Source organism: Actinomadura sp. NBRC 104412 (genome assembly GCF_030269515.1).
Taxonomy (GTDB): domain Bacteria; phylum Actinomycetota; class Actinomycetes; order Streptosporangiales; family Streptosporangiaceae; genus Spirillospora.
On the sequence record NZ_BSTM01000014.1, the window covers coordinates 1 to 24,857 of the forward strand.

Genomic DNA, 24,857 nt, shown 5'->3' on the forward strand with positions numbered 1-24,857 from the left:
CCTTGGCGGGCCAGCTCGACCGCGCGGCGCCGGAACTCGGGCGGGTGTGGTGACGGCATGACGAACATCCTTCCTGATGATCGCCGGTGACCTCAGGACAGGTGTCCGGTGAACGGGGGGAAGCTCAGGCTAGTGTTGGCAGCGATCACACCATGAAGTGGTAGGCCTGCTGCGCGCGGCGCGAAGTGGACTCGTCCACCAACGTGAGTGACCAGTCACCCACGTTGACCTTGAAATCCTTGCTGAACCCCAGCCACTTGCCGGTCATGGTTCGGCCCATCGGGTCCAGCAGCATTTGCAGAGTGCCGTGGTAGGACGCGCCCCTGTAGTGACCTGTGAGGGACGTTCGCTCTGTCCACGTCCCCGTGACAACTGACCTGTCCGTGGACAGGACGAGCCTGAGCCGGGAACCCTCGTTGTTCGGCAGACTCTCGCCACGCAACTCCTTGCCGTCCTGGCGGAGGACCACGTAGTGCTCGCCGACGAACTCCTCGTCACGGCTGTCCGAACGGTAGACGTACCTGCTGAGCCAGATTCCGCTGAGGTCAGGGGCTGGCGCGGTTGCCCACGCATCCTCGGCGGGCAGCAGTGTGGCGATGGCGGGAGTGGCGGCAGCAAGGGACAGGCCCGCGCTAAGTTTCATCAGCACGGAGCGTCGTGTTTGCGGATCCGTTCTGTTCATCCACGCTGCGGCGGCCTGCGCAAGTTCCTCCACCTGTGCCTGCTCAAGGAGTTGAAGCGCCTGGCCGTCTGCGTGACCGTCACCGCTTGCCAGCCCTTGGACGACTCGGGCGAACTCGTCGGATGCTCGGGCAGCGTCCAGGTGGCGAAAGTCGCCGCAATCGGACAGCAGATCGGCCACGGCGCACTCATACATCTCGGCAAGGTGGGACAGCACCGTGAGCGATGGCTGATAGCCGGTCTGCGAAGGCCAGATCTCCCATTGGGAGATGCTCTTGGCAGTCTTGGGCTCGGCCGGCCAGCGCTTGCACCATTCGTTAGCGGCCTGGGTCTGGCTCCATCCATGAGCCAGGCGGAACGCGACACGCATGTTGACTGCGTACCGGGCAGCGAAGTCGTCGGCGACCTCCCTCCACGTCTTCCCCTCGTCACGGAGGGAAGCCGCACGACGCGCCTGTTCTTGCCGGATACTCCGAACCTTGGTCTGCATCCCGCCAACCTAACCGTGCGTCTGCCTCTTGCAATATCTCCCTGCCAGACAGGGAGATATTGTCCCTAAAAATCCGGGGAGTGCTGGATGGCTTCTAGCACTCCCTCCGAGCACGCTGATACGCATGAGCCCTAAGGCACGCAGGGAGTTCGCCGCGCAACTCCAAGCCATCACCGAGCGATTGACCGCCATTGAGGCACGCCTCGAGCGTTACGAGCAACGCCAAGAGATCATCCGTCACACGGGCCCGACACGGCACGTGACCCGATGCACTGGTGGCCCTGGTTCGCGCCGTACCGATCGGTGAAGCCGACTGCCCGCCGATAGTCTTGGGCCAATAAGTTGGCAGGCGACCGTCGCTTGTCAAGGCAATGGAGGGGGGCTGAGTGGCCGTGCACTCGCGTTACCTGGACATTGCCGCCCAGATCAGGGCCCGGATCGAGGCTGGTGAGTGGGAGCCTGGAGCAAGGCTCCCGCGACTGGACGACTTCGCCGCCGAATACGGCGCGAATCGGGACACGATCGCCCGGGCGATCGGGGCTCTGGAGACGGAGGGGTACGTCTGGGCCGTCCAGGGCCGAGGGAGCATCGTCCGCCACGGCATGATGCGGCTTCGTCGGCCACGCGGAAACCTGGTGAAGCGGAACGTCGCCACCGACAATCCCGGCTACTCCTTCCCGTCCGCGTCCGGGCAAGAGATTTGGAAGCACCACATCCCCCCGAGCGCCTCGCACGAGCCGCTGACAGATCCGCGCATCGCGGGTCTGTTGGGCGTCCCGGTGGGCAGCTCGGTGATGCGTCGCTTCCGGGTGACCGGTCCGGAGAACGAGCCCCCGTTCCAGATCAACATTTCGTGGATCCACCCCCGCGGGGCCGAGGCGGCCCCCGAGGTTGCATCGCAAGCACCTGGCCCCGGTGACTGGCTCTACCGGCTGGAGAAGGCCGGCCACTGGCCTATCAGCTGGATGGAGATCCACCGGGCCCGCATGCCGACCAAGGATGAGGCCAAGCTGTTGGAGATCCCCCTCAGCTTGCCCGTGCTGGAGATCGTGCGGGTCGGTACGTCGGGAGGGGACAACAAGCCCATCGAGGTCACCGAGTACATCGTGGCCAGCGACCGTGTGGAAACCGTGCACGTCCTGCATCGCGATGAGTCCGCGCAAGACCCATGGCCCGATGAAGACGCACCTGGAACGGGCAGGTGAGCGGCATGGCCCTCACCGTTGAAGCCGCGGGCCGCACCGACGTTGGGCTAGTCCGCCGCCGCAACGAAGACTCCCTCTATACAGGCCGCTACCTGTTCGCGGTCGCGGACGGCCTCGGCGGCCACGTGGCCGGCGACATCGCCAGCTCGACCGTGATCGAGGCCCTAAAGCCCTATGACCGCCCCTTTGCCGAATCGGATCTTTCGAACGCGTTGGGCCAGGCCGTCCGCGACGCGAACACCGCCCTCGGCGAACGGATCAGGGCCGAGCCAGGAGTGACCGGGATGGGCACGACCCTCGTGGCGATGCTGTGGTCCGGGTCCAAGTACGTCCTAGCGAACGTGGGCGACTCCCGCGCCTACGTCATTCACGACGGCGCACCCCGTTGCCTGACTCCGCTCACAGAGGATCACATCTACGGCAACCTCATGTCCGATGCCGCCGACGTGCCGAACCTTCCCCCGCGCCTGGCGCGCTTCCTTGACGGCCGCGCAGATGGCCGATCACCAGACCTCACCGTGAGAAACCTGCGCGCCGACGACCGGTTCCTCCTGTGCTCGGATGGACTGAGCCCAGTCGTGCCGGACGACCTTATCCAGGCCACGCTGAGCACCCCCGGCGCCCCAGACGAAACGGCCGAGCACCTCGTTCAGCAAGCGATCGACCATAGCGGCCCGGACAACGTCACGGTGATCGTCGCCGACTGCCGGAACCACTCAGGGGACGGGTGAACGGGCCTTCCGTGAACTGACGAGGGCCTGCGCAGCGCCGGAACTCCCGGCCAGATATTCGGCCGGGGCTCCGACAGGGGGGAACGCGATCAGGCAAGGTCAGGGCGGAATTACAGCGCATGCAGCGGGCCGCCGTCACGGCGTCTCTTCAGCGAACGGCGGGTCGTGATCTGATGCATCGCCGGGGATCGGCAGCTCGATCCAGGGGGCGAAGTAGTCGGCGAGGTCTGGCGTCTTGTCCCGGGTCGGTACGAGAACGGACCGGGACGGGGCGTCGCCCTATCCGAGGGTGCGCACCTGAGGCTTCTCCAGCGTCCCTACGCGCCTGATGAACTCAGCGATGTCGCGGGCCGGGTCCCTCGCAGGGAGCAGTCCCGCCTAGATAGGTCGCTCAAGCGATCTGCCTAGGCAGATGGGTAGGCTGTTGTCTATGCAGCGGATCGACCCAGCCGACAAGCGGCCAGCGAACGTCCAGATCGCCGCCAGCATCCGTGCCGCGATCCTGACCGGCGAGATTGAGCCCGGGGAGCAACTGCCGAGCACCCACGAACTGGCCGACTACTTCGGGGTCGCGCGGATGACCGTCCAGAACGCCGTCCGGAGCCTCAAGGAAGAGGGCTGGGTGGACAGCCGAGTCGGCTCCGGGGTGTACGTCAAGGAACAGGCAAAACTTCCTACCCCGGACGACACCGAGCACCCCCTGGCCGGTGCGGCCACGTTCCTGCACGAGATGGGGCATCTGAAGCAGATCCCGCGATCCGGCTGGCTGTTGCTGCGCATCGCCAACCCCGAGAGCGTGGCCGAGCACTCGGCCCGCGTCGGCATGGTGGGCATCGTTCTCGCCGCCCTCGAAGGCGCCGACGTCGGCCGCACTGCGGCGATGTGCCTGCTCCACGACGCCCACGAGACGCGCATCGGCGACGTCCCCAGCGTCGGCCGTGCCTACGTCCGCGCCGCCACTCCGCACGCCGTGACCGCTCACCAGACCGCCGGCATGCCCGATGACGTCGCCAAGCTCATTCAGGACCTCATCGCCGAGTTCGAGGCCGCCGAGACCATCGAGGCGCGCGTCGCCAAAGACGCAGACAAGATCGAAACCCTGCTCCAGGCCGCCGAGTACAAGGCCCAAGGGCATCCAGCCGAGCCATGGGAAGAAACCTCGATCGCTGCGCTTCGCACCGACTCGGCCAAGAGACTCGCCCAGGCCATCCTCGCCGGCGACCCCAACAGCTGGTGGTCTCCCTTCGCCGCCAGCTACCACGGGCTCCGCAAGGCCACGCGAGGTGACACGCCTCGTTGACTACAGACATGCGAAACGCAGGTGCTAGACCAACGGCAGGGCTTCACCGTGACTTGTACTACGCCGACGGCTCGACGAACTCCGCCATCCCTCGCGCGAAGAATTGCGAACAACTACAGTGACGGCTATGAGCGCCCAGCCCGTCCACCAGGGACCCGATCCCCGGGACCCTGAGGCGATCTTGAGTGCGCTGCCCGAGGAAGTCCGGCCCAAGTTCCTGGCCGAGTACCACCAGGCCGTGGACGCCGCGCACGACTTCGTCGGCTACCGCGCCCTGCAGAGCCTCTTGCAGACGTGGCGGCTGCTGGCCACCGCCTACGCCAAACCAGACTTTCAGCAGCGTTACCAGGACGTGCGCGCTGGCGCCGGGCAGGATGTCCCCATGGATGAGATTTTCTCCCATCTGATGGCGTGAGCGCCTACCGGGCCGTTTGGCATGCCAAGGCCTCAACTGAAGTGCGTGGCCTCCCCGAACGCCCCGGGAAGGCGCTGTGGGACACCCTCGTCGGCATTCTCCGCGACCCGTGGGGCCAGACCCTCCCAGACCCGCTGGAGGATGAGGAAGCCTTCCGGTTCGCGCTGTTCGATCTCGGGGACGGGATCGTGCACGTCTGGATTGACGACCAAGCCCGTACCGTGACTGTGCACGGCGTCATGTGGCTTGGCTGATCAGCCCCGCTCGGGTCTCGTGCTTTTGCACGTCGCGCTTTCCGTTCCGGTCAGGGGGCCGAGTTGATCGAGACGTTTTTTCGGCGATCTGGGCCCAGCGGCGCTGCATATCGGCCTCAGCTCCGGCGCCGGGAGGCCTGGTTATGGGCCTGGACTTGGGTGATCCGCGCGGTCACTGCGGGGTCGGCCGCAAGGGCGTCCGGCAGCCGGGTTGTGGAGTCCGGCCGCGCTGCCACTACCTGGTCCGCCGTCAATTTGAAGGCCGTGGACATGTCCGCGCCCTCGAGGTCGGCGTCGGTGAGATCCGCCTCTTCAAGCCAGGCGTGAGTGAGGTCCGCGCCGTCGAGGTGGGCAATGTTAAGACGCGCCTTGTGGAGTTGGGCGAGTCTCAGATTGGCTCCGGTGAGGTCTGCCCCGTTGAGCTGGGTGCCGACAAGGATGGTCCCAAAGAGCCAGGCTCCGGTGAGATCCGTCCCGTCGAGCTGGGCAGCGGCAAGGTTCGCCTCGGCGAACCTTGCGCCAGCGAGATGCAGGCGGTCCAGGAGAAGGGGAGCGGCCAAGTGATCGACCTGGCGGCGGGAGGCGGCCCGGGTCAGTGCGGTCAGCGCGGCCTGGACATCGGCGGCGGGCTCGTTCGGCAGCGGTGGGCGAGGTGCCAGCGAGGGCCCTCGTCCCGGCGGCGGACGGGGGCTCGTTGCCGCACGAAAGCCACCAGCACCTGGGTGGCGTGGGTGGCCTGGTCAGGGGCGTCCTGGATGATCTGTTCCAGCGCCAGTACGCCGCCGTAGCGCACGTACAACTGAGGTCGGGGCGGTTTCGGCCATCAGGAGGCCCTTCCGATTGTGGCCCTGAGCGTGAATGCTTGACTGACCGGTCAGTGCGGTTTGTCACTTTTTGGCGGCAAGCACGTGATGTTCCGTGGGAGGGTCGCGATGGCAGTGTTGTGGAAGCTGGAGCCTGCGACCGCGGCGAAGCACCGTCTGTACCGGCGTTACCTGGATGCGTGGTGGCCGATCTTGCTTCAGCCATCACGGACGGGTTTTGTGCGTCCTCAGGTGACGTTTATGGACGCCTTCGCAGGGCCTGGGGAATACGAAGGGGGTGAGGAGGGGTCACCAGTGTTGGTGTTGAACCGGCTGCTGACACACACGTTCGTCGAGCGCATGATGCTGAGCCGGCGGCGAGTACGCCTGATCTTCATTGAGAAGGACGCGGCGCGCTTCGATCATCTCCGTCGGGTACTGACGCGCCGGTTCGGTCCCCTGGAAGATCTCCCCGTCCATGTCGACCTTCGTAGGGGAGAGGCGAAAGACGCTGCTGCGGTGCTGACGGAGGTCCGTGCATGGGGTCACCCGGTACTGGCCATCTTCGATAGCTGGGGGAACGTGAACGTTCCGCTGACCGTGATGGCACAGATCGCCAGGAATCGCTCCAGCGAGGTCATCACCACGTTCGGCCCCAACTGGTTCAGCCGGCGTGCGGAGGAGAACCCCGAAGCTTTGGACATGGTCTTCGGAGGGCGCGAGTACTGGCAGGCGGCCGAGCGGGAAGGCCGCCCCGACGAGCGATGGCGAGCCTGGCTTTCTACCTATCGTGATGCGCTGGGCCGCGCGGGATTCGCGCATCGGCTGCAGTTTCAAGTCGTCCCCAGGACCGGCCAGCCGCTGTACCTGGTGTACGGCACAAACCACCAGGCGGGCGTCGAGGCGATGAAGGACGCCATGTGGGAGGTGGACGGCAACGATGGAATGAGCTTCAAGGACCCGAGGACGCGTGGCGCACCGATGATCGGTCAGATGGCCCTCGGAGTTGGGCCGGTCCAAGACGAACTGCTGGAACTGGTAAACCAGCGCGTCCAGCAGGCCCCGGTCACGCTAGGGGACTTGGGCATCTGGCTATTGCTGGAAACGGCTCGCTGGCGGAAGCAGGACGCCAAGAGGGCGGTGCGCGAACTCGTCGACAGCGGTGTGGTGACCATTGAGCCGACCGGGAGGCTGACAGCCCGCACGCGGGTCATGCCACGTTGATCCCCATTCGGCGCGGCGACTGGTCCCAGGTCCGTCCGTCGAGGGACCGGCCGCCGGCCTTGGGAGTGCGACCACCCCACTGTTTGAAGAAGAAGGGCACCTTGGAGCTGATGCATTGGTCCCGCACGTCACGGACCCATGCAGGATCCAGGGGGCGGTGCCCGGGGCCGCTTTCGCCGCCGACGATGACCCAGCCGATACCCCTCAGGTCGAGCGCGGGTAGCGGCCCCAGGAGCGGCTCGATCGACAGGAACCGAACTGCCGCAGGCACGGCGCGGAGGTCGTCGATGCGGTGCGTCTGTGAGGCGTCCTCCACCGATACGCCCATCCACACGTTGCCGGGCCAGGGGAGCTGGTCGGCGATGAGCCTGAGCCGCCGGGCCCGCTTGGTGAGCACCTGGTAGGTGTGCCGGGGGGTGTCGGCCATCACCTCGAATACCTCGCGGACGAACGTCGTGGGAACCCGCGCGTGGAAGAGGTCGGACATGGAGTTCACGAACACCGTTCGGGGAGCACGCCAGCGGTAGGGCAGGCGCAGCGCGTCGGGATGGGTCGTCAGCGCGAACCCCGGCCCGGAGGTGCGGGGGTCGCCGTCGGCCTGGTACTTGGCGTGGCCCATGGCCTTGAGCCGTTTGGCCAAGGTCAGGGCGTAGCAGTGATCACACCCGGCGGAGATCCGGTCACATCCGGTGGTGGGATTCCAAGTGGCCTCAGTCCACTCGATGGCGCTGCGATCAGCCATGGCCGAAAAGCTCCTTCCGGAGTGGAGAGCACACGGTGCGGTAGGTAGGCACCTGCTCATCTGGTCATACAGTTCAGGTCGGACTTTCCAAAGGAGACATGCCCTGCGAGACGGGCACGATTGGATGACGGTTCGCGTGCAGGCGGCCGGTCTGCAGGTCGATCGGGGCGAGAAGCCGGGTCGTTGGCGGTGTGCGGGAAGCCTGACTACTTGCCTGACTACGCCCCTGGACATTGGCGGACGTCGAGCCACCCGGAAGGACCTCTGAGCACGTCAGATGCACAGGTCTTCGGATGTCGATCTTCGCTCGTAATGAATAGGTCGTCGGTTCGATTCCGACAGGCGGCTCCACCCCAAGGCCCCTTCCGCTCACGGAAGGGGCTTCTTGCTGAGGACTGCGATCATCAGGAATGGCCTCAAGCGGCGGCTTGGCGCGTACGGTGGGGATTGTGGTTGTTTGATCTCTCCCGGCCCGTGGTGTGGTCGGGCGGCACCGCCGGGAGCGGCACCATGCGGACCAAGGGTGGGGGAGCGCCTGAGGCGCGTTCCCCCTGGGATGAGATCGTCCCCTCACTCTGGATGGGCGGTCACTACTACCGCGATGCAGCGGGTCTGAGAGCGCCGGTCGTCGTTGGGTCGGAGTTCGACTTGGTGATCAGCCTCTACACGCGGGAGGGGCATGGTCCCGACGGTGGAGTGGAGCATCGTTGCGTGGAGGTGCCGGATGGCCCGTTGACCGCCGACCAGATCGAGTCGATCTGCGCACTGGCCGAGTCCGCCGCAACGGCGGTCGGCGCCGGTCGGCGGGTTCTCGTCCGTTGCCACTCCGGCTACAACAGATCGGGACTTGTCGCAGCCCAGGCCCTCATCAACTTGGGATACGGCACGGACGACGCGATCTTTTTGATCCGGTACCGCCGGTCGAAATGGGCGCTGAACAACCCGCTCTTCGTCGACTACCTGAACACCGGTTTGCATGTGGCGCGGCTGCTGGTAGGGCTCGAAGCTTGATCCTAACGCGGGTGGATCCTGTGTCAGCCGAGGATCAGTGGGAGTTTGGCGGCCAGTTCGCCCAGGGCCGAGGTGTCGGTGGCGGGGCGTCGTCCGGTTCCGATGAGGAGGGCGTCCGTGTCCGAGAAGGAGGTCGGGAACGGTGCTCCGGCCAGCTTTTCCAGGGAGGCGCGGCAGGCCGCCAGGGTGTCGGCGGGTGGTGGGGTGATCGACGGCAGGTGGGCCATGAGGTCCAGGTGGTGCAGGGTCCATTCCATGACGTAGGCGGACAGGTAGTCGCCTACGGTCAGCACCTCGTCGCGGGTGCTGACGCGGACGGTGGGGTCGGCGAGTTCGGCGGCGCGTCCCGCGGCGGAGCCGACGTCGTCGAAATGGAACTTGAGCAGGCTCGGGTCGCCGTAGGCCGCGGCCAGCCGGGGGATCAGCGCGTCCAGGGGGTCCTCGCCGGTCGGGGGGTCGACGAGGTTCCAGTACGTGAGCGAGTCCACGGTCGGTTCGGTGTCGGCGGGTGTGACCAGCGTGATCAGGACGTCCTGGGCGTCGATGACCAGGTGGCAGACCAGATCCCGCACCAGCCAGCCGGTGCAGCCGGACGGCCGTTCCCAGTCCTGGCCGGAGAGCTCGCCGACCGCCGCGCGCAAGGCCGTCAAGAACGCGAGAAGAGATCCATCGCGGAAACGGTAGTACGGGACGACGTCTCCGTTGGGGTGACCGGAACTTTGCCGGAGATATGTCCGAATCGACGAGCTGCACGAGTTCTTCACCAAGGGCGCTGGCTACGCGGTCGAGATGGGGACGCAGCCGCAGACGTTGTACGGGCTGGCGGACTCACCCGTCGGCCTGGCGGCCTGGATCCTCAACCACGACGCGTACAGCTACGGCCAGATCGCGGACGCGTTCGTCGAGGGACGCCCGGCGGGCGAGCTGACACGGGACGCGATCCTCGACAACATCACGCTCTACTGGCTGACGAACACCGCGATCTCATCGGCCCGTCTCTACTGGGAGAACCCCTTCGACTTCTTCGCGGCCAAGGACGTCTCCATCCCGGCCGCGCTGAGCGTCTTCCCGCACGAGCTGTACCAGGCCCCGCGTAGCTGGGCGGAGCAGGCGTATGACGAGCTGGTCTACTTCAACGAGGTCGACAAGGGCGGGCATTTCGCGGCCTGGGAGCAGCCGCGGCTGTTCTCCGAGGAGGTCCGGGCCGGGCTCCGGCCGCTTCGCTAGCCGCGACGGCGGTTGTCAGGCGGGTACCGGGGCGTCCAGGTGCTGGGAGAGGACGTCCAGGTGGGTCCGGTGGGCTTCGGCGTGGCGGCGGCGGCCGGCCTCGGTGATCCGGACGAAGACGCCGCGACGGTCGTTCTGGCAGAGGGCGCGTTCGACGAGCCCGTGCTTCTCCAGGCGCGCGACCGTGCGGGAGAGGGCGCTCTGGCTCAGGTACATGTGGGACAGCAGGTCCTGCATGCGGCAGTCGTCGCAGCCGACCTCGACGAGACGGTCGAGGGTCTCGAACTCGCTCATCGTGAGCCCGTGGGACTCCTGCAGCTCACGATCAAGGTGGCAGGCGATCCGGTTGTAGGACGTCAGAAGGCCGCGCCACCGTCCCACCAGGGCGTTCTCGGAGTCCATGGCGCGGATTCTACCATGCGGGCACATTAGATGCATCTGAATTTAATGCTTGGACATCAGATGCATGTGCATGTAATCTTCCCCCTCGTGACTATCACCGACACATCCACATCGCCCGCGATCGCGGCTCCCGCGCCGGCCTACGAGCAGAGGTGGACGCCTCGCCTGTGGGGTCTCCTCGCCGTGCTGTGCGGCGTGTTGTTCCTGGACGGCCTGGACGTGTCCATGGTGGGCGTGGCTCTGCCCTCGATCGGTTCCGAGTTGGGCCTGTCCACCACCGCCTTGCAGTGGATCGTGAACGGCTACGTGCTGGGGTACGGGGGGTTGCTGCTCCTGGGCGGCCGCACCGCCGACCTCCTCGGACGGCGCCGCGTGTTCCTGACCGCTCTGGCGGTGTTCGCGGTGGCCTCGCTGGTCGGCGGCCTGGTGAACGACGGCACCCTGCTCATCGTCACCCGGTTCGTCAAGGGCCTCGCGGCGGCGTTCACGGCCCCCACCGCCATGTCCATCCTGACCACGACGTTCCATGAAGGACCGGCGCGCAACCGGGCCCTGTCGATCTTCACGGTGTTCGGCGCCAGCGGGTACTCGTCCGGGCTGATCCTGGGCGGGATGCTCACCGGGTTCGGCTGGCGCTGGACGTTCCTGACCCCGGTGCCGCTGGCTGTGCTCGCCCTGGTCGCCGGCTTCGCGCTGATCCCGCGGGACCGTCCCGCCGCCCAGGGGGGCCATGACCTGGTGGGCGCCGTGACGCTGACCTCGGGGATGCTGCTGGCCGTCTACACCGTGGTGTCCGCGCCTGAACGCGGCTGGCTCGACCCGTTGACCGTCGGCTCGTTCGCTCTGGCCGTGTCGCTGCTCGCCGGGTTCGTGGCCACCGAGAACCGGGTCGCGCATCCCCTGATCCGGCTGGGCATCCTACGGATCGCCTCGATCGTGCGGGCCAACCTCAGCATCGTGGCGCTGTTCGGCTCCTACCTCAGCTTCCAGTTCATGATGACCCTCTACCTTCAGGACGTCCTGCGCTGGTCGCCGCTGCGGATGGCGCTCGCGCTGCTGCCCGGCGGGCTGCTGGTCGCGTTCAGCTCGCCGTTCATGGGACGGCTCATCGACCGGTACGGCACGCCCCGGCTGATCGTCACCTCGATGACCTCGCTGAGCCTGGGCTACGCCTGGTTCCTGGCCACCGCGGGGAACTCACCGCACTACCTGGCCACGATCCTGCCGTCCATGCTGCTGCTCGGCGGCGGGTTCGCGTTCGGGTTCAGCTCGATCATGGCCCAGGCCACCGAGGGCATCCACGACGACGAGCAGGGCCTGGCCTCCGGGCTGGTGCAGACCTCCGGCCAGGTGGGCGCCGCGCTGGTGCTGGCCGTGGTCACGGCCCTGGTCGCGGGCGGCTCGCATGCCGGCGCCGCCGCGGCCGACTTCAGCCCGTACCACCCGGGTGTGAACCTCGTCACCGGCGTCGCGCTGGCAGGGCTCGCGTTCAACGTGGTCCCGCTGGCGAGGCGGTACCGGCCCGAGCACGTCCAGTCCGACTAAGCCCAAGCGAGAACCAGAGAACACAAGTGTGGGCGCCCTCCCCCCGAGGCAGGGCGCCCACACTGCTTGAGGTCCCCGTACTTATCGGGGCCGCTTCCAGAATGAACGGCGCTGGCCCCGCTCGAATTCCGGCTTCTGCTGGACGATGTCGCCGAGCACTCGAAGCGTCTCGTCCCACAGTTCGTCGAAGCGGGCGTCGGACATGCCGCCCCAAGCGGCGTCCTTCAGGGACGTGAGTGCCCTCACCAGCCACGACAGGGTCTCGTCCTGCAGAGGCCGGGCGAGCCTTTCGAGCGTCGGCAGCGCGGTGTAGAGCAGGTACGCCCTGCGTCCATCCCGGTCGGCCGAGGCCACCGCCTGGAGTTCTTCAAGGAGCTTGGCGAACTCGGCCGCCGTCTCGGGCGTGAGGCCGCGCTTGCCGGTACGCGCACGCGCGCTACGCCGTGACGGCGGGAACAGTTCCCTCTCGGCTTCGATGAAGCCGTCGGTGCTGAAGCTCGCGTCGTAGGCGGACGGCGGAGGAGGCCCACCGGGTGCGCCCTGTGGGGCGGCGCCGTAACCTCCCGCCATCATCGGAGCGGGCGGAACGGCCCCTGCCACACGGGGGGGAACAGCCCCTGACGGCGTGAGAGGAAGGCCCCCCGGTGGAACGGCCCAGCCGTCCGGTGGCTCGACCGGCTGGACGACGTGGTGCGGGTCGCCGCCCTCGGCCACGACCCGGCTGTCCACGGCCACGAACGCGGTGAAGCGGCACAGCACGTTGAAGCGCAGGGATGTGGCGACGATGCGCTTCTCAAGGTCGAACGATCCGGAGACGGCGTAACGGTCCTCCAGGTCGCGGAGGTGGGCGCGGGCCCAGATCGCTCCGGCCGCCGGTGCCTTGGTCTCGGTGCCCGTGACGCGCCGTTCCCAGGAAGAGCCGTCTGAAGCCGTGCCCCGCACGACCACGCCTCCGGAGGGGGACCCGCGGAAGCGGCCCGACACGACCAGCGGCACGCCCGGGTACAGGGCGCCGATCCGCCGCGGCGCCACGGTGTCCTGGACGAACTCCAGCCCGTCCACGGGACGCACGTCCAGGTCCGTGACGAGCGGGGCGCCGATGCGGTGGTGGATGTGCTCCATCGCCTCGTCCAGCCGGTCCTCCGATTCGACCAGCTCGAACCGGCCCTGGCCCGCGTCGGCCAGCCGTCCCAGGAAGCCGGCGTTCACGGCGCGGTCGATGCCGACGGTGTGGACGCGGGCACCGCGCAGCCGCGGGACCAGCCGGGCCAGGATCTGATCCTCGTTCCCGACCTGGCCGTCCGTGATCAGCACCAGGACGCGGTCGCGTCCGCCCGCGTCGGCGAGCAGCCCGCACGCCTCCTCCAGCGGCGACAGCATCTCCGTGCCGCCGCGAGCGTCCAGCGAGGCCAGGTGCTCGACGGCGCGGAACCGGTTGCGGTCGGTGCCCGCCACCAGGCCGAGGCCGAGGTCGCGCGGACGCTCGACGACGTTGTCGAACGACAGCACGGCGAACCGGTCGGCGTCGGTGAAGGTGTCGACGATCCGGGCGGCCGCGCGCCGGGCCGCGACCATCTTCCAGCCGCTCATGCTGCCCGAACGGTCCAGGACCAGCACGATGTCGCGCGGGCGCGGGGTGCCCTCGCCGGACGGGAGGACCGTCAGCGCGAACGTCCCCTCGGCCCCGTCCTCGTCCGGTGTGAGGGTGAGCGACGTCCCGGCGCCGCCGGACGCGGCGGCGTAGTCGAGGAGGAGGATGAAGTCGCGGTTCAGCCGTTCGCCGGGGTACAGGCGCACGGTCGTCCGCCCGTCCACGGAGTCCTCGGCGACGGCGTGCAGGGACGAGCGGACGCCCGTGAGCTCCAGCCCCGCCGGGTCGATGTCGGCCGTGATCGACAGCCGGACCGGGTTGGGGAAGCCGGGCAGCAGCACCGGCGGGCTGATGCGGGACGCGTCCGGCACCGCGTCGGTGTCGGCGGCGACGCCCGACCCGGCCTGTTCGTCGTCCAGGGGCGTGCCCGGGATGTAGCGGGGCGCGACGACCAGGGGGAAGCGGAACGTGGCGGCGGCCGGGCCTCCGAAGGGCCGCTGCTCGTAGGGGAGGGGCTGGTTGAGCGTCAGCCGCACCGTCACCCGCTCGCCGGGCAGGATGTTGCCGACCCGCATGGTGAAGACGTCGGGACGGTCCTCTTCGGCGATCGCGGCGCGCTTGCCGGCGGCGATGGCGGCGTCGTAGTCCTGCCGGGCCTGCGCGCGTTCCTTGAGCACTCCGTCGATGACCCGGTCGGCGGCCTCCATGCGCAGCGCGGTCACGGCGGCGCGGTCGGGCAGCGGGAAGATGTAGGTGGCCTCGAGCGGCACGTCGAACGGGTTGCGGAAACCTTGCACGACCTCGATGGAGGCGGCCAGGCCGGTGATGGACGCGCGCACGTCGACGGTGTCGAGCGGCAGGTTGCCCCGGTCGGTGGTCAGCGCGCCGAGCCCGCCGTCGGGGGCCGGTGGCGCCTCGGGCTCGGGCAGCGGAGCGATGTGCAGGGTCACTTGGACCTCCCAGGCGGTTCGGCGGTTCGGTCATGGGCGTCGGGTGATGCGGTGTCGCGGAGCAGGCCGCGCCGCCTCAGCTCGTCCAAGAACGGACGGGCGGCACGGCCGATCGCGGCGAGGTCTTCTGCGGAGAGATGGCCGGTTGTTGCGAGGTCGTCGAGGAGCACGGTGACGCCGGGGGCCAGCCGCACGCCCTGCACAGGCTCCGGGGTGTGCCGGACGCCGTTCGCCTCGTTGGGGGGCGGCGCGGAGGGCTGGGCCGCCCAGAAACGGGCGCGTCCGCGTTCGCGCCCCGGTTCCGGTTCCAGACGTGCCGGAGCAGGGAGGTCCCGGAGTCCGGCGATCTCGCTCAGCGTCGCGTCGGTGGCCCCGGCGAGCTCGACCTGGATCTCGGCGATGCTGCGGCCCGTGGCCTGGCGGCGCTTCACGGCGACGAGTTGCAGCAGGTGGCGCGGCCCGTAGAGCGCGGTGCGGCCACGCCGCCCCAGCGGCGGGTCGATCAGGCCGATCGTGGTGTACCAGCGGATCAGGCGCTCGTTGGGCAGGTCGCGGACCCGGCCGTTGGCCCGCCGTCCGGACGCCTCGGCGCCGTCGGCGCTGAGCGCGGCGGCGGCCCGCTCGGCCAGCTCGGCGATCGTCCAGGGTGCGTCCATGGACCGATAGTGACACTGTAATGATGACAGTGTCAATGTCCGGGCATGGCCGCCGGTCACCACGAAGACGTCAAAGTCCTTGAACGGCGCGGGGCGCTGGCGCACGCTTGCGTCCAGCGGCAAGCGGAGGCCGGGTGGGGCCGCCGGGAGGGGAGAGGCCCGTGTTGCGCAGCGGCGGTGGTCCCGGCGCGTCCGGCGCCGGCGCCTCCGCCTGGTCGCGGTACCGCGCGCTCGCCGCCGAGAACCGCAGGGAACGCGTGGTGGTCCGCGCATTGCTCTCGCTCGGCGCCGGGGTGGTGGCGGCCGGGCTGAGCATGTGGTGGGCGGGGATCGCCGTGGCGGTCGGCGCGTTCGCAGGGCACACGGTGTACGAGCGCGTCCGTCCCAGTCCTGTGACCAACTGGCGGCGCGGGGCCGTGGCCGAGCGGCGCACCGGACGGCGGCTGGCCGCGCTCGACCCGGCGGGCTTCCACGTTCTCCACGACAGGGCGCTGCCGGGCACGCCCGTCACCAATCTCGACCACCTGGTGGTCGGCCTGACCGGGGTGTACGCCATCGCGAGCCGCCGCTGGCGTCGCGGCGTTCGGCTGTGGACGGAGGGCGACCAGGTGTGGGCCGGACGCAGGCCCGCGGGGAACGTGCGGGCATCGGCCGTCCGCGCCGCGGCCATCGTCGCCGAGCTGCTGGGCGGCGAGCTCGACTACAAGATCGGGGTCGAGGCCATGGTGTCCGTGCACGGGGCGCGCCCGTCACGGGGCGGGCTCCGGTCCGGGATCGGGGACGAGGCAGTGGAGTTCCAGCGCGCCCGCGCCCTCCCGCGTGTCATCTCCGGACGCCCGGTCGTCTTCACCAGCGCCCAGGTCGCGACGATCGCCGCGGCGGCGGAACGCGCGCTGCCACCGATGATCGAATAGATGATCGCGAAATGGCGTGGACGCTGGTCCAGAAAAGGATCACAATTCCGCTGTCCATGGCGAACCAGTGACGCGCTGTGCGACCATCAGTTGCAGTGGCGGCATGTCGGAGCAACCTCGCTTGTCGAGGGCTGTGGAACGCGCCAGGTAACCCCGACATAGGGCTCTAAGTGCGACAACTCCCAATATTCCGCGCAACGATGCATTGAGCCGAGGCGTCGCCCGCCAAATGTCAGTAAAGGGTTACGGCCATTTGTGGACTGCGCCGTTCGAGTTTTTGAAAGCGCATGTCAGAAGACCCGGAACCCTCTACTTTGCTGCGCATGGACGACCGCCGACTGGTCAGGGCCCTGCGCGCGCGGGAGCCCGGTGCCCCGGCCGCCCTCTACGACGCCTATGCGAACCGGCTCTACGCCTACTGCTGGTTCCTGCTGCGCGAGCGGGACGCGGCCCAGGTGGCGCTGCGCGAGGCCCTCATCGTGGCCGACGCCCATGTGGACAGGCTCCGCGATCCCGACCGGCTGGCCCCCTGGCTGTACGCGGTGGCGCGGCTGGAGTGCCACCGGCGGCTCCCCGGTCGCGCGCTCGCCCCCGACCTGCCCGTCGCCACCCACGACCAGGACGACGTCGACCAGCGCGTGATGGCCTGGCAGGCGGTGCTGGCCCTGGACGTCCTCAGCCGGGAGGCGCTGGAGCTGCGGGTGCGGCACCGGCTCCCGGTGACCGATCTGGCCGCGATCCTCGACCTGCCGGTACGGGCCGCCCAGCTCGCGCTCGACCGGGCCCACACCGAGCTGGGCGCCGCCCTGACCGCCGAGATCCTGGCCCACCAGGGGCCGTACGGCTGCGAGGCGCGCGGCCGTCTGCTGCGCGAACGGCACCACCGGCACGGCCAGATCGACGCAGGTCTGCGCCGCGCGCTGCTGCGGCACACCGAGGAGTGCCCTGTCTGCGGGGCCTTCCGCCCCCGCGCCATCTCGGCCGCCAAGGTCTTCGGCCTCCTGCCGCAGGCCGAACCTCCCGAGGAGTTGCGCGTCCGCGTGATGAGCGGGTTCCTCGGCCCCGAGCTGGCCGACTACCGCCTCTTCGTGGCCACCCGGGTGTCGGACTTCGCGCCCAGCGGCTTTCCCGTCCAGGCACGCCCGCGGGAGCCGTCGCGGGCCGCCGGCGCCGCCGAGCGCGGGACCCACAACCCGGCCCTGCGTTTCCTGCACAGGCTCGCCGTGCCGTGGCAGCCCGCTTCGTGTGAGGCATCGAGCGCGCGTGGCGGGTCCGGAGCGCGGGACGTGCAGCACGCCGCCGCCCGCAGGCTCGCGGTCGGGTGCGTCTCGGCCGCCCTGCTCATCAGCGGAGGTACGGCCGTGGCGCGGGCGCTGCTGCCCCCGCAGCACCACGCTGGCACGTCCATGGGGGAAACGAGCCCGGACGAGGCCGTGCCGACCGCGATCTCCCAGCCGCCCCCGCGCGACCCCGAGGCATCCGACGACGACGGCGCCCGCATGCCCGTGTCGGCGACCTTCCCGCTCGGCGCGCTCGCCTCGTCCGCCCCGCCGTTCGCGCTCCCCTGGCCGCCGGCCCCCGGTGATCTCGGACCGTCCGGCGGCGCCGGGGCGGGCGGTCCAGGCCCGCGCGGCGGCACCCTCTCGGCCGCCCCCCTCTTCCTCGACCTGGCCGACCGCTCGCACGGCACGATCGAGCTGCGGGCCTCGGGCGGGCCGGTCGCCTGGTCCGCCCGGCCGTGGGGCGCGGTACGGCCCAGCGCCACGTCCGGCCGGCTGGCGGCGGGACGGGCGGTCAGGCTCACGGTGCAGGTCTCCCGCACGTCCCGGTCGCAGGGCGAAGGGGGCCTGATCCTCAACCCCGGGCGCATCGAGGTGCGCGTCACCTGGCGTCCCGGCACCGCGCCGCAACCCGAGCCGGGCAGTCCCACCCCCTCACGCGCGCCGGTGTCGCCCACGGAGCCGTCCAGCCCGCCGCCGACCTCGCCCACGGAACCGCCCGCATCCCGGCCGCCCGCGCCGTCCGATCCGCCTCCGGATCCGTCCCGGAGCCCCGCGACGCCCTCGTCGAACGGCGCGAGCGGGCCGAAGCCGGGCTCATAAGCCCAGTTCACAAGCAGTTTGTGTCGGTCGTGGCCTCGGCCGCCCGCGTGCCCTACCTTCTGGTCTTGATCATCCACGGGGGGATGCAGCACGGTAGGGGGAACCGTGTTTCTGAACGCGGGGTCAAGGGGCGTGCGCGCGGCCGCAGTCCTCATGCTGGGCGGGGCGCTGGCCGCCCTTGCCGCGCCGGGGGACGTGCGTGCCGACCCAGCCCCTAGCGCACGGGACGTCGAACGCGGCAAGGAGCGGGTGCGCAGGCAGGCCGCCGAGGTCGGGCGCACCAAGGCCAGGCTGGCTCAGGCACGCGGCGAGTTGGAGCGGCTCTCCGCCGGCTCGGCACTGGCCGTGGAGCGCTACCACGGCGAGGTCGTCCGGCTCGTGCGTGCCCGCGCCGCGTACCAGGCCGTCCAGGCGCGGCTGGCCGAAGCGGGACGCAGGGTGGAGGCGGCCAAGGCGGAACTCGCCGTGTTCGCCGCCGCCGCGTACCGGACCGGCGGCGGCAACGCCTGGCCTGCGGTCGTGGCGGGGCACGGCGGCCCTCAGGGCTTCATGGACAGGGCCGCGATGGCGGAGATGCTGGCACGGCAACGCGCGGGCGCCCTTCAGAAGGTCCAGGCCGCCGTGTACGTCGCGGAGGTGTTCCACCGGCAGGCGCGGGCGGCGTACGACGAGCAGCGCACCGCCACGCAACGCGCGGAGGCCGCCAAGCGTTCCGCCGAAGCCGCCGTCGCCCGGCAGAACGAGGCCGTGCGGCGGCTCAAGTCCAGGAAGGGCGTGCTCGAGAAGCGGCTCGGCATCGCCCGCGCCAAGGCCGCCGAGCTGGAACGCGCACGCGAGAACGCCCTGAAGCAGGTCCCGGTCAGCATTCCGGTCAGCAAAGGACCGGTCACCAACAGCCCGTCCAGCAAAGGACCGGTCACCAAAGGGACGGCACCCGGGCGCACGCTGTCCGCCTCGCGGCGTGGCGCTATCGTGGCGCGGGCCGCGCTCAGGTGGCTGGGAACGCCCTACTCATGGGGTGGCGGCAACGCGAACGGCCCCACGTACGGCATAGCGCACGGGTCCCGCATCCATGGGTTCGACTGCTCGGGGCTGGCGCTGTACGCGTGGGACAAGGCCGGGGTGCGGCTCGACCACTGGACGGGCACGCAATGGACGTCGGGGCCGCGCGTCCCGTTGCGGCGGATGATCCAGGGGGACCTGGTGTTCTTCGCCCACAACACCTCGAACCCCAGCACGATCCACCATGTCGGCATCTACATCGGCCGCGGGCGGATGGTGGAGGCCCCGTACACAGGGGGACGGGTTCGCATCTCCAGCATCTGGCGTAACGGCCTCATCGGCGCCGTCCGCCCGGCGGGCTGAGCCCGCCCCGGTGCGGCGTGACCGGGACCGTACGGCGTCGGGAGCGGGACAACGCCGTACAGGTCGCGTCATCCGCGGGTGCGCCTAGTGGTGGTCGCCCTGCTCGGCGGCGCGCTTGAGCGAGCGCTCGATCTCCAGCTCGGCCTCGACCCGGCCCACCCAGCTTGCGCCCTCGACGGACTTGCCGGGCTCCAGGTCCTTGTACACCTCGAAGAAGTGCTGGATCTCCAACCGGTCGAACTCGGGCACGTGGTGGATGTCCCGCAGGTGCTCCTGCCGGGGGTCGGTGGCGGGGACGCACAGCACCTTGTCATCGCCGCCGGCCTCGTCGGTCATCCGGAACATCCCCACCGCCCTGCAGCGGATCAGGCAGCCGGGGAACGTGGGCTCCTGGAGCAGCACGAGGGCGTCGAGGGGGTCCCCGTCCTCACCGAGGGTGTGCTCGATGAAGCCGTAGTCGGCGGGGTACTGGGTCGAGGTGAACAGCATCCGGTCCAGCCGGATGCGGCCGGTCTCGTGGTCCACCTCGTACTTGTTCCGCTGGCCCTTCGGGATTTCAATCGTGACGTCGAAATCCAAGATGTCCTCCGCTCCCCTGCGCGGTCGCAGTGATTCAGTCTTCCCGGGTCGCCGTTCACCGGGGTCCCCGTGCGCGCGGCCGGTCTCACCAGGCCCGCGCAGAGAATGTTCTCCTATACCAGGATGTCGCACGTCCGTGAGTGCCGAGCAGGAGAGGTACGGCCACGTGCCCAGACACGCCAGGATCATGGCCTTGAGCACGCTGGCATCCCTCCACGTCTTCGCCCTCTCCGCCGGTGCGGCAGTGGTGAAATTCACACCCGAGCGGGCACCGGAGTCGCGGCCCGCGGCGGTGGCGGGGCGTGCGCCGGTGCTCACCTCGGCCGTTCGCCCGGCCGCGGGCACCACCGCCCCCGTACCGGATCCGGCCGCGCTGAGCAGGCGGCTCGTCCCGCTGCTCGCGGGCGCGGACACCCGGATCGGCGCGGTCGTGACCGACGTGGCGACCGGACGGGTGCTGTTCGCCTCGCGCGCCGACGAGCCCGCGACACCCGCGTCCACCACAAAGCTCGTCACCTCGGTGGCGGCGCTGGCCACCCTCGGCCCCGCGCACCGCATCACCACCCGGACCGTACGGGGTTCTGACGGCGGCGTCGTGCTGGTAGGCGGCGGGGATCCCACCCTGACGGCGCGCCCCTCACGCAAGCAGGGCCTTGAGTACGCGTCGCTGCCCGAGCTTGCGCGCCAGACCGCCACCGCGTTGAAGGCGTCCGGTGTGCGGCGCGTGGACTACGACGTGTCCGCCTACCGAGGCCCGCGTGCCGCCTACGGATGGAAGCCCAACTACCTGCCGGACGGCGAGCTGGCCCCGCTCTCCGCGCTGACCGTCGACCGGGGACGAAGAGCCCCGGGCGATTCCAAGGGGAACGGCCGCGTCTCCAACCCCGCCGCGTCCGCGACAGCGGCCTTCGCCAAGCTGCTCACCCGATACGGCGTGACGGCCCGCGCAGGCCGCTCGACGACGGCGCCCGCGCAGGCCGTCCAGTTGGGGGCCGTGCGGTCGCCGACGGCCGCCGAACTGGTCGAGCACCTCATGACCGAGAGCGACAACGACGTGGCCGAGGCCATGGCCCGCCAGGTCGCCCTCAAGACCGGGCGCCCAGGAACGTTCGCCGACGCCTCCCAGGCGGTGATGCGGGCGCTGGCGGGCCTGGGCGTGCGCGGCGGGATCCGGGTGAACGACGGCAGCGGGCTGTCCACCGCCAACCGGATCACCCCCGCCGCGCTCGCGTCCGTCATCGCCCTGGCCGCGTCCCCGGACCACCCACGCCTGCGCGCCGCGATCACAGGGATGCCCGTGGCGGGGTTCTCCGGCACCTTGGACGCCCCCCGCTACACGGCGCCGTCCACCCGTGGCGGGGCCGGTGTGGTGCGCGCCAAGACGGGCACGCTCAACGGTGTCAGCACCCTCGCCGGGATCGTTCACGACGCCGACGGCCGGGTCCTGGCGTTCGCGTTCATGATGGGCGACGGCAAGGGACCGGTCGATCCCGGCAGGCTCGACCGGCTGGCCGCCGCCGTGGCCTCCTGCGGCTGCCGGTGAGCGCGTCCGGGACCCGCGGGGCGCCGCGGCATGGCCACGGGTTTGCCATGCCGTTCCCGGACGTGTGGCGGAGGCTGGACGGGAGATAACCAGGGGGGTCGTTCGTTGAACGAACGAGCAGGGCGCTCCGGCGCCGCTACCCGGAACGTACGGTGGAGTACATGAGCGCCTCAATGATCGACTGGAACCTGGCCGTTCAGACCGGCACCCGGCTCCTGCGGCCCGGTCCGCAGGTCGGCCATGAAGAGGCCCGCGCGGTCGTGGAACAGCTACGCGAGCTGTCCCGGGACGCGCAGGGGTACGTCCGCGATTTCACCGGGATGCGGGCCGAGGAGGATCCGGCGCCCGCGACGATCGTCGACCGTCCCGGCTGGATCCGCGCGAACGTGGACGGCTTCCGCGTGGTGCTGGAGCCGCTCATGGAGCAGATGGCCGAGCGCCGCGGCCCCGGGCTGCTGGGCGGCGGCGCGGGCGGCGTGGTCGTCCAGGCCGTCGGGTCCCGCGTGACCGGGATGCAGGTCGGCGCGATCCTGGCGTACATGGCCGGGCGCGTGCTCGGCCAGTACGAGCTGTTCCTGCCGCCGGACCCGGACGGCCGCGCGCCCACCGGGCGGCTCACCCTCGTCGCGCCCAACATCGTCCACGTGGAGCAGGAGCTGGGCGTCGACACCCGCGACTTCCGGCTCTGGGTGTGCCTGCACGAGGAGACGCACCGCGCCCAGTTCACGGGCGTGCCGTGGCTGCGCGAGTACGTGCAGGACCAGATGACCCGGTTCCTGCTGGCCTCCGACATCGACCCGGGCGCGATGCTGGACCGGCTGCGGGACGTGACCGACGCCGTCACCGACGCCATCAGGGGCGGCGAGGGCAACCTGATCGACGCGATCCAGTCGCCCGAGCAGCGCGAGATCCTCGACCGTCTCACCGCCGTGATGACGCTGGTGGAGGGGCACGGCGACTACGTGATGGACGCGGTCGGCCCGGAGGTCGTCCCGTCCGTCGAGGAGATCAGGTCGCGCTTCCAGGGACGCCGCGAGGGCGGCAACCGGCTCGACAAGACGATCCGGCGGCTGCTGGGCCTCGAACTGAAGATGAAGCAGTACGCCGAGGGCTCGGTGTTCGTCCGGCACGTGGTCGGCGAGGCGGGCATGGACGGCTTCAACAAGATCTGGGATTCTCCGGAGACGCTGCCCACCCACGCGGAGATCAAGGAGCCGTCCCTGTGGATGGACCGTGTCATCGGCCCGCGCGCCCTGGACGCCGCGCCTCCCAAGGCCGCCGGGGCGGAGACCGAGTGACCCGAGCCCTGGTCGGGCATGGGGCCTGATCCGGCCGTCGCCGCCGTACGGCTGGCGGTACGGCGGTCGCTCGCCGGCCTGCCGCCCAGTGCGATGGTCCTGGCCGCTTGTAGCGGCGGCGCCGACTCGCTGGCGCTGGCCGCCGCGCTGGCGTTCGAGGCCCCGCGTTCGCAGCCCGGAGGACGCCCGGCCGGGGGCGTGACCATCGACCACGGCCTCCAGGAGGGCTCTGCCGCCCGCGCCGCCAAGGTGGTACGGGTGCTCGCCGACCTTGGCCTGGATCCGGCCGGGTCGGTGGCGGTCGTCGTAGGGGATCGCGGCGGCATCGAGAACGCCGCCCGTGAAGCGCGCTACGCGGCCTTGGACGAGGCGGCGGTGCGCTTGCGAGCGGCCGCCGTCCTTCTGGGACACACCCGCGATGACCAGGCCGAAACGGTGCTGCTCGGGCTCGCCAGGGGGTCGGGGGCACGTTCCCTGGCGGGGATGCCGCCTTCGTTCGTCCGGACCTATGAGAAGGACGGGGCTGAGAACGGGCTCGCCAGGGGGTCGGGGGCACGTTCCCTGGCGGGGATGCCGCCTTCGTTCGTCCGGACCTATGAGAAGGACGGGGCTGAGAAGGACGGGGCGAAGGTGCGCTACCTCCGTCCCCTGCTGGACCTGGACAGGGCCACGACCAGGCGCGCATGCGAGGCGATGGGCCTCGACCCCTGGGACGATCCGCACAACGACGATCCGGCGTTCACGCGCGTCCGCGTACGCCACGAGGCCCTGCCGGCCCTTGAGAAGGCGCTGGGGCCTGGAGTGGCGGAGGCACTGGCCCGGACGGCCCGGCTGCTGCGCGACGACGCCGACGCGCTCGACGACATCGCCGCCCGCGCCTACGCCGAAGCACTCGTACCGGACGAAGACCCGGAACCCCACGCGGAACCCGGCGCGGGACATGACGTGGAACTCGATGTGGAAAGGCTCGTGGCGCTGCCGCGCGCCGTCCGCACCCGCGTACTGCGCATGGCGGCGATCCGCGCCGGAAGCCCACCGGGTACCCTCGCGGCGGTCCATGTCGAGGAAGTGGATCGGCTGATCACGGCGTGGCGCGGGCAGCGGCACGTGGACCTCCCCGGAGGGCTGCAAGCGATCCGGCGGTATGGGAGGCTGCTTCTCGGCCCCGGCCGGGCACGGCCGCGCGACGCCTCAGATCGGTGACGGCAGGGCAAGAGGGTGGGTTTGTGGACGAGAAGGACCTGGGCGCCGACCTGGCCAAAGTACTGATCCCGCAGGACCAGCTGCGCGCCAAGGTGCGCGAGCTTGCCGCGCAGATCGACGCCGACTACGCGGGCCGCGACCTGCTGCTGGTCGGCGTGCTCAAGGGCGCCGTCATGATCATGGCGGACCTGGCGCGGGAACTGCACACCGCGGCGTCGATGGACTGGATGGCGGTGTCGTCCTACGGCTCGGGCACCAAGTCCTCGGGCGTGGTGCGGATCCTGAAGGACCTGGACACCGACATCCTGGACCGGCACGTCCTGATCGTCGAGGACATCATCGACTCGGGGCTCACACTGTCCTGGCTGGTCAGCAATCTGCGCTCGCGCAATCCCGCCTCGCTGGAGATCTGCGCGCTGCTGCGCAAGCCGGAGGCGGTCAGAACCGAGATCGACTGCCGGTACCTGGGGTTCGACATCCCCAACGAGTTCGTCGTCGGCTACGGGCTGGACTACGCCGAGAAGTACCGGAACCTGCCGTTCGTGGGCACCCTGGCCCCGCACGTGTACGGCGGCGAGGGAGCCTGACGCCGCGTCCGGCCCGCCGCGGCCCGGACCTGACATCCC

25 protein-coding genes are annotated in these 24,857 nt (G+C 70.0%); 16 read left to right on the forward strand and 9 right to left on the reverse strand.

What is annotated here, in order from left to right:
• Positions 1 to 145 precede the first annotated feature (145 nt).
• Positions 146 to 1,171 (reverse strand): hypothetical protein, encoded by a 1,026-nt coding sequence (locus QSK21_RS18760; RefSeq protein ID WP_285697420.1) that lies wholly within the window; start codon positions 1,169 to 1,171, stop codon positions 146 to 148.
• 386 nt (positions 1,172 to 1,557) lie between these two features.
• Between QSK21_RS18760 and QSK21_RS18765 the strand changes: the two genes are divergently transcribed.
• From QSK21_RS18765 to QSK21_RS18785, 5 genes are all read left to right on the forward strand, one after another.
• Positions 1,558 to 2,376 (forward strand): GntR family transcriptional regulator, encoded by an 819-nt coding sequence (locus QSK21_RS18765; RefSeq protein WP_285697422.1) that lies wholly within the window; start codon positions 1,558 to 1,560, stop codon positions 2,374 to 2,376.
• Positions 2,377 to 2,381: 5 nt separating this feature from the next.
• Entirely contained in the window at positions 2,382 to 3,107 is a 726-nt protein-coding gene (locus QSK21_RS18770) for a PP2C family protein-serine/threonine phosphatase (protein ID WP_285697423.1), read from the forward strand.
• A gap of 430 nt (positions 3,108 to 3,537) precedes the next feature.
• On the forward strand, positions 3,538 to 4,407 hold the full coding sequence (locus tag QSK21_RS18775; RefSeq protein WP_285697424.1) for an HD domain-containing protein: 870 nt from the start codon (positions 3,538 to 3,540) through the stop codon (positions 4,405 to 4,407).
• Positions 4,408 to 4,534: 127 nt separating this feature from the next.
• The gene (locus tag QSK21_RS18780; RefSeq protein ID WP_285697426.1) at positions 4,535 to 4,822 is read left to right on the forward strand and encodes a DUF6247 family protein; all 288 of its coding nucleotides are present in this window, start codon (positions 4,535 to 4,537) and stop codon (positions 4,820 to 4,822) included.
• Complete coding sequence (locus QSK21_RS18785) at positions 4,819 to 5,076, forward strand: hypothetical protein (RefSeq protein ID WP_285697427.1); 258 nt, start codon at positions 4,819 to 4,821, stop codon at positions 5,074 to 5,076. Before QSK21_RS18780 ends, QSK21_RS18785 begins: the two co-directional genes overlap by 4 nt.
• 116 nt (positions 5,077 to 5,192) lie before the next feature.
• Here QSK21_RS18785 and QSK21_RS18790 read toward each other — a convergent pair whose 3' ends face one another.
• Positions 5,193 to 5,636, reverse strand: coding sequence for a pentapeptide repeat-containing protein (locus QSK21_RS18790; protein WP_285697429.1), 444 nt, complete (start codon positions 5,634 to 5,636; stop codon positions 5,193 to 5,195).
• Between the two features lie 41 nt (positions 5,637 to 5,677).
• Positions 5,678 to 5,869, reverse strand: coding sequence for a hypothetical protein (locus tag QSK21_RS18795; protein ID WP_285697430.1), 192 nt, complete (start codon positions 5,867 to 5,869; stop codon positions 5,678 to 5,680).
• A 139-nt stretch (positions 5,870 to 6,008) separates the two neighbouring features.
• Here QSK21_RS18795 and QSK21_RS18800 point away from each other — a divergent pair, with 139 nt between their 5' ends.
• The gene (locus QSK21_RS18800) at positions 6,009 to 7,103 is read left to right on the forward strand and encodes a three-Cys-motif partner protein TcmP (RefSeq protein WP_285697432.1); all 1,095 of its coding nucleotides are present in this window, start codon (positions 6,009 to 6,011) and stop codon (positions 7,101 to 7,103) included.
• On the opposite strand, the gene QSK21_RS18805 is transcribed toward QSK21_RS18800, so the two are convergent.
• The gene (locus QSK21_RS18805) at positions 7,090 to 7,845 is read right to left on the reverse strand and encodes a DUF5131 family protein (RefSeq protein ID WP_285697433.1); all 756 of its coding nucleotides are present in this window, start codon (positions 7,843 to 7,845) and stop codon (positions 7,090 to 7,092) included. The genes QSK21_RS18800 and QSK21_RS18805 overlap by 14 nt on opposite strands.
• A 579-nt stretch (positions 7,846 to 8,424) precedes the next feature.
• On the opposite strand from QSK21_RS18805, the gene QSK21_RS18810 reads away from it, so the two are divergent.
• Positions 8,425 to 8,856, forward strand: coding sequence for a protein-tyrosine phosphatase family protein (locus tag QSK21_RS18810; RefSeq protein ID WP_285697434.1), 432 nt, complete (start codon positions 8,425 to 8,427; stop codon positions 8,854 to 8,856).
• 23 nt (positions 8,857 to 8,879) lie between these two features.
• Here the strand turns inward: QSK21_RS18810 and QSK21_RS18815 are convergent, their stop codons facing one another.
• Positions 8,880 to 9,506: a maleylpyruvate isomerase N-terminal domain-containing protein gene (locus tag QSK21_RS18815; RefSeq protein ID WP_352231295.1), complete on the reverse strand. Its 627-nt coding sequence runs from the start codon at positions 9,504 to 9,506 to the stop codon at positions 8,880 to 8,882.
• A gap of 139 nt (positions 9,507 to 9,645) precedes the next feature.
• Here QSK21_RS18815 and QSK21_RS18820 point away from each other — a divergent pair, with 139 nt between their 5' ends.
• The gene (locus QSK21_RS18820; RefSeq protein WP_285697435.1) at positions 9,646 to 10,083 is read left to right on the forward strand and encodes a hypothetical protein; all 438 of its coding nucleotides are present in this window, start codon (positions 9,646 to 9,648) and stop codon (positions 10,081 to 10,083) included.
• A gap of 15 nt (positions 10,084 to 10,098) precedes the next feature.
• On the opposite strand, the gene QSK21_RS18825 is transcribed toward QSK21_RS18820, so the two are convergent.
• Positions 10,099 to 10,485 carry a MarR family winged helix-turn-helix transcriptional regulator gene (locus tag QSK21_RS18825; protein ID WP_285697436.1) on the reverse strand — a complete coding sequence of 129 codons (387 nt, stop codon included), beginning with the start codon at positions 10,483 to 10,485 and terminating at the stop codon, positions 10,099 to 10,101.
• 87 nt (positions 10,486 to 10,572) lie between these two features.
• Here QSK21_RS18825 and QSK21_RS18830 point away from each other — a divergent pair, with 87 nt between their 5' ends.
• The gene (locus QSK21_RS18830) at positions 10,573 to 12,030 is read left to right on the forward strand and encodes an MFS transporter (RefSeq protein WP_285697437.1); all 1,458 of its coding nucleotides are present in this window, start codon (positions 10,573 to 10,575) and stop codon (positions 12,028 to 12,030) included.
• An 81-nt stretch (positions 12,031 to 12,111) separates the two neighbouring features.
• Here QSK21_RS18830 and QSK21_RS18835 read toward each other — a convergent pair whose 3' ends face one another.
• Both QSK21_RS18835 and QSK21_RS18840 read right to left on the reverse strand, forming a co-directional pair.
• On the reverse strand, positions 12,112 to 14,571 hold the full coding sequence (locus QSK21_RS18835; RefSeq protein WP_285697438.1) for a VIT domain-containing protein: 2,460 nt from the start codon (positions 14,569 to 14,571) through the stop codon (positions 12,112 to 12,114).
• Positions 14,568 to 15,227: a MerR family transcriptional regulator gene (locus tag QSK21_RS18840; RefSeq protein ID WP_285697439.1), complete on the reverse strand. Its 660-nt coding sequence runs from the start codon at positions 15,225 to 15,227 to the stop codon at positions 14,568 to 14,570. The genes QSK21_RS18835 and QSK21_RS18840 overlap by 4 nt, the downstream gene beginning before the upstream one ends.
• A 161-nt stretch (positions 15,228 to 15,388) precedes the next feature.
• Here QSK21_RS18840 and QSK21_RS18845 point away from each other — a divergent pair, with 161 nt between their 5' ends.
• The 3 genes from QSK21_RS18845 (at position 15,389) to QSK21_RS18855 (ending at position 19,608) form a co-directional block, all read left to right on the forward strand.
• A complete protein-coding gene (locus tag QSK21_RS18845; RefSeq protein WP_285697440.1) occupies positions 15,389 to 16,141 on the forward strand; it encodes a nuclease-related domain-containing protein in 753 nt (250 codons plus the stop codon).
• 323 nt (positions 16,142 to 16,464) lie between these two features.
• Entirely contained in the window at positions 16,465 to 18,243 is a 1,779-nt protein-coding gene (locus QSK21_RS18850) for an RNA polymerase sigma factor (RefSeq protein WP_285697442.1), read from the forward strand.
• 132 nt (positions 18,244 to 18,375) lie between these two features.
• Positions 18,376 to 19,608 (forward strand): C40 family peptidase, encoded by a 1,233-nt coding sequence (locus QSK21_RS18855; RefSeq protein ID WP_285697444.1) that lies wholly within the window; start codon positions 18,376 to 18,378, stop codon positions 19,606 to 19,608.
• An 84-nt stretch (positions 19,609 to 19,692) separates the two neighbouring features.
• Here QSK21_RS18855 and QSK21_RS18860 read toward each other — a convergent pair whose 3' ends face one another.
• The gene (locus QSK21_RS18860) at positions 19,693 to 20,187 is read right to left on the reverse strand and encodes an inorganic diphosphatase (RefSeq protein WP_285697445.1); all 495 of its coding nucleotides are present in this window, start codon (positions 20,185 to 20,187) and stop codon (positions 19,693 to 19,695) included.
• Between the two features lie 187 nt (positions 20,188 to 20,374).
• On the opposite strand from QSK21_RS18860, the gene dacB reads away from it, so the two are divergent.
• From dacB to hpt, 4 genes are all read left to right on the forward strand, one after another.
• A complete protein-coding gene (gene dacB / locus QSK21_RS18865; RefSeq protein WP_285697681.1) occupies positions 20,375 to 21,730 on the forward strand; it encodes a D-alanyl-D-alanine carboxypeptidase/D-alanyl-D-alanine endopeptidase in 1,356 nt (451 codons plus the stop codon).
• 173 nt (positions 21,731 to 21,903) lie between these two features.
• Positions 21,904 to 23,028: an Rv3626c family coenzyme F420 biosynthesis-associated protein gene (locus QSK21_RS18870; RefSeq protein ID WP_285697684.1), complete on the forward strand. Its 1,125-nt coding sequence runs from the start codon at positions 21,904 to 21,906 to the stop codon at positions 23,026 to 23,028.
• Between the two features lie 18 nt (positions 23,029 to 23,046).
• Entirely contained in the window at positions 23,047 to 24,231 is a 1,185-nt protein-coding gene (locus QSK21_RS18875) for a tRNA lysidine(34) synthetase (RefSeq protein WP_285697446.1), read from the forward strand.
• A gap of 23 nt (positions 24,232 to 24,254) precedes the next feature.
• Entirely contained in the window at positions 24,255 to 24,818 is a 564-nt protein-coding gene (gene hpt / locus QSK21_RS18880) for a hypoxanthine phosphoribosyltransferase (protein WP_285697448.1), read from the forward strand.
• The last annotated feature ends 39 nt before the right edge of the window (positions 24,819 to 24,857 follow it).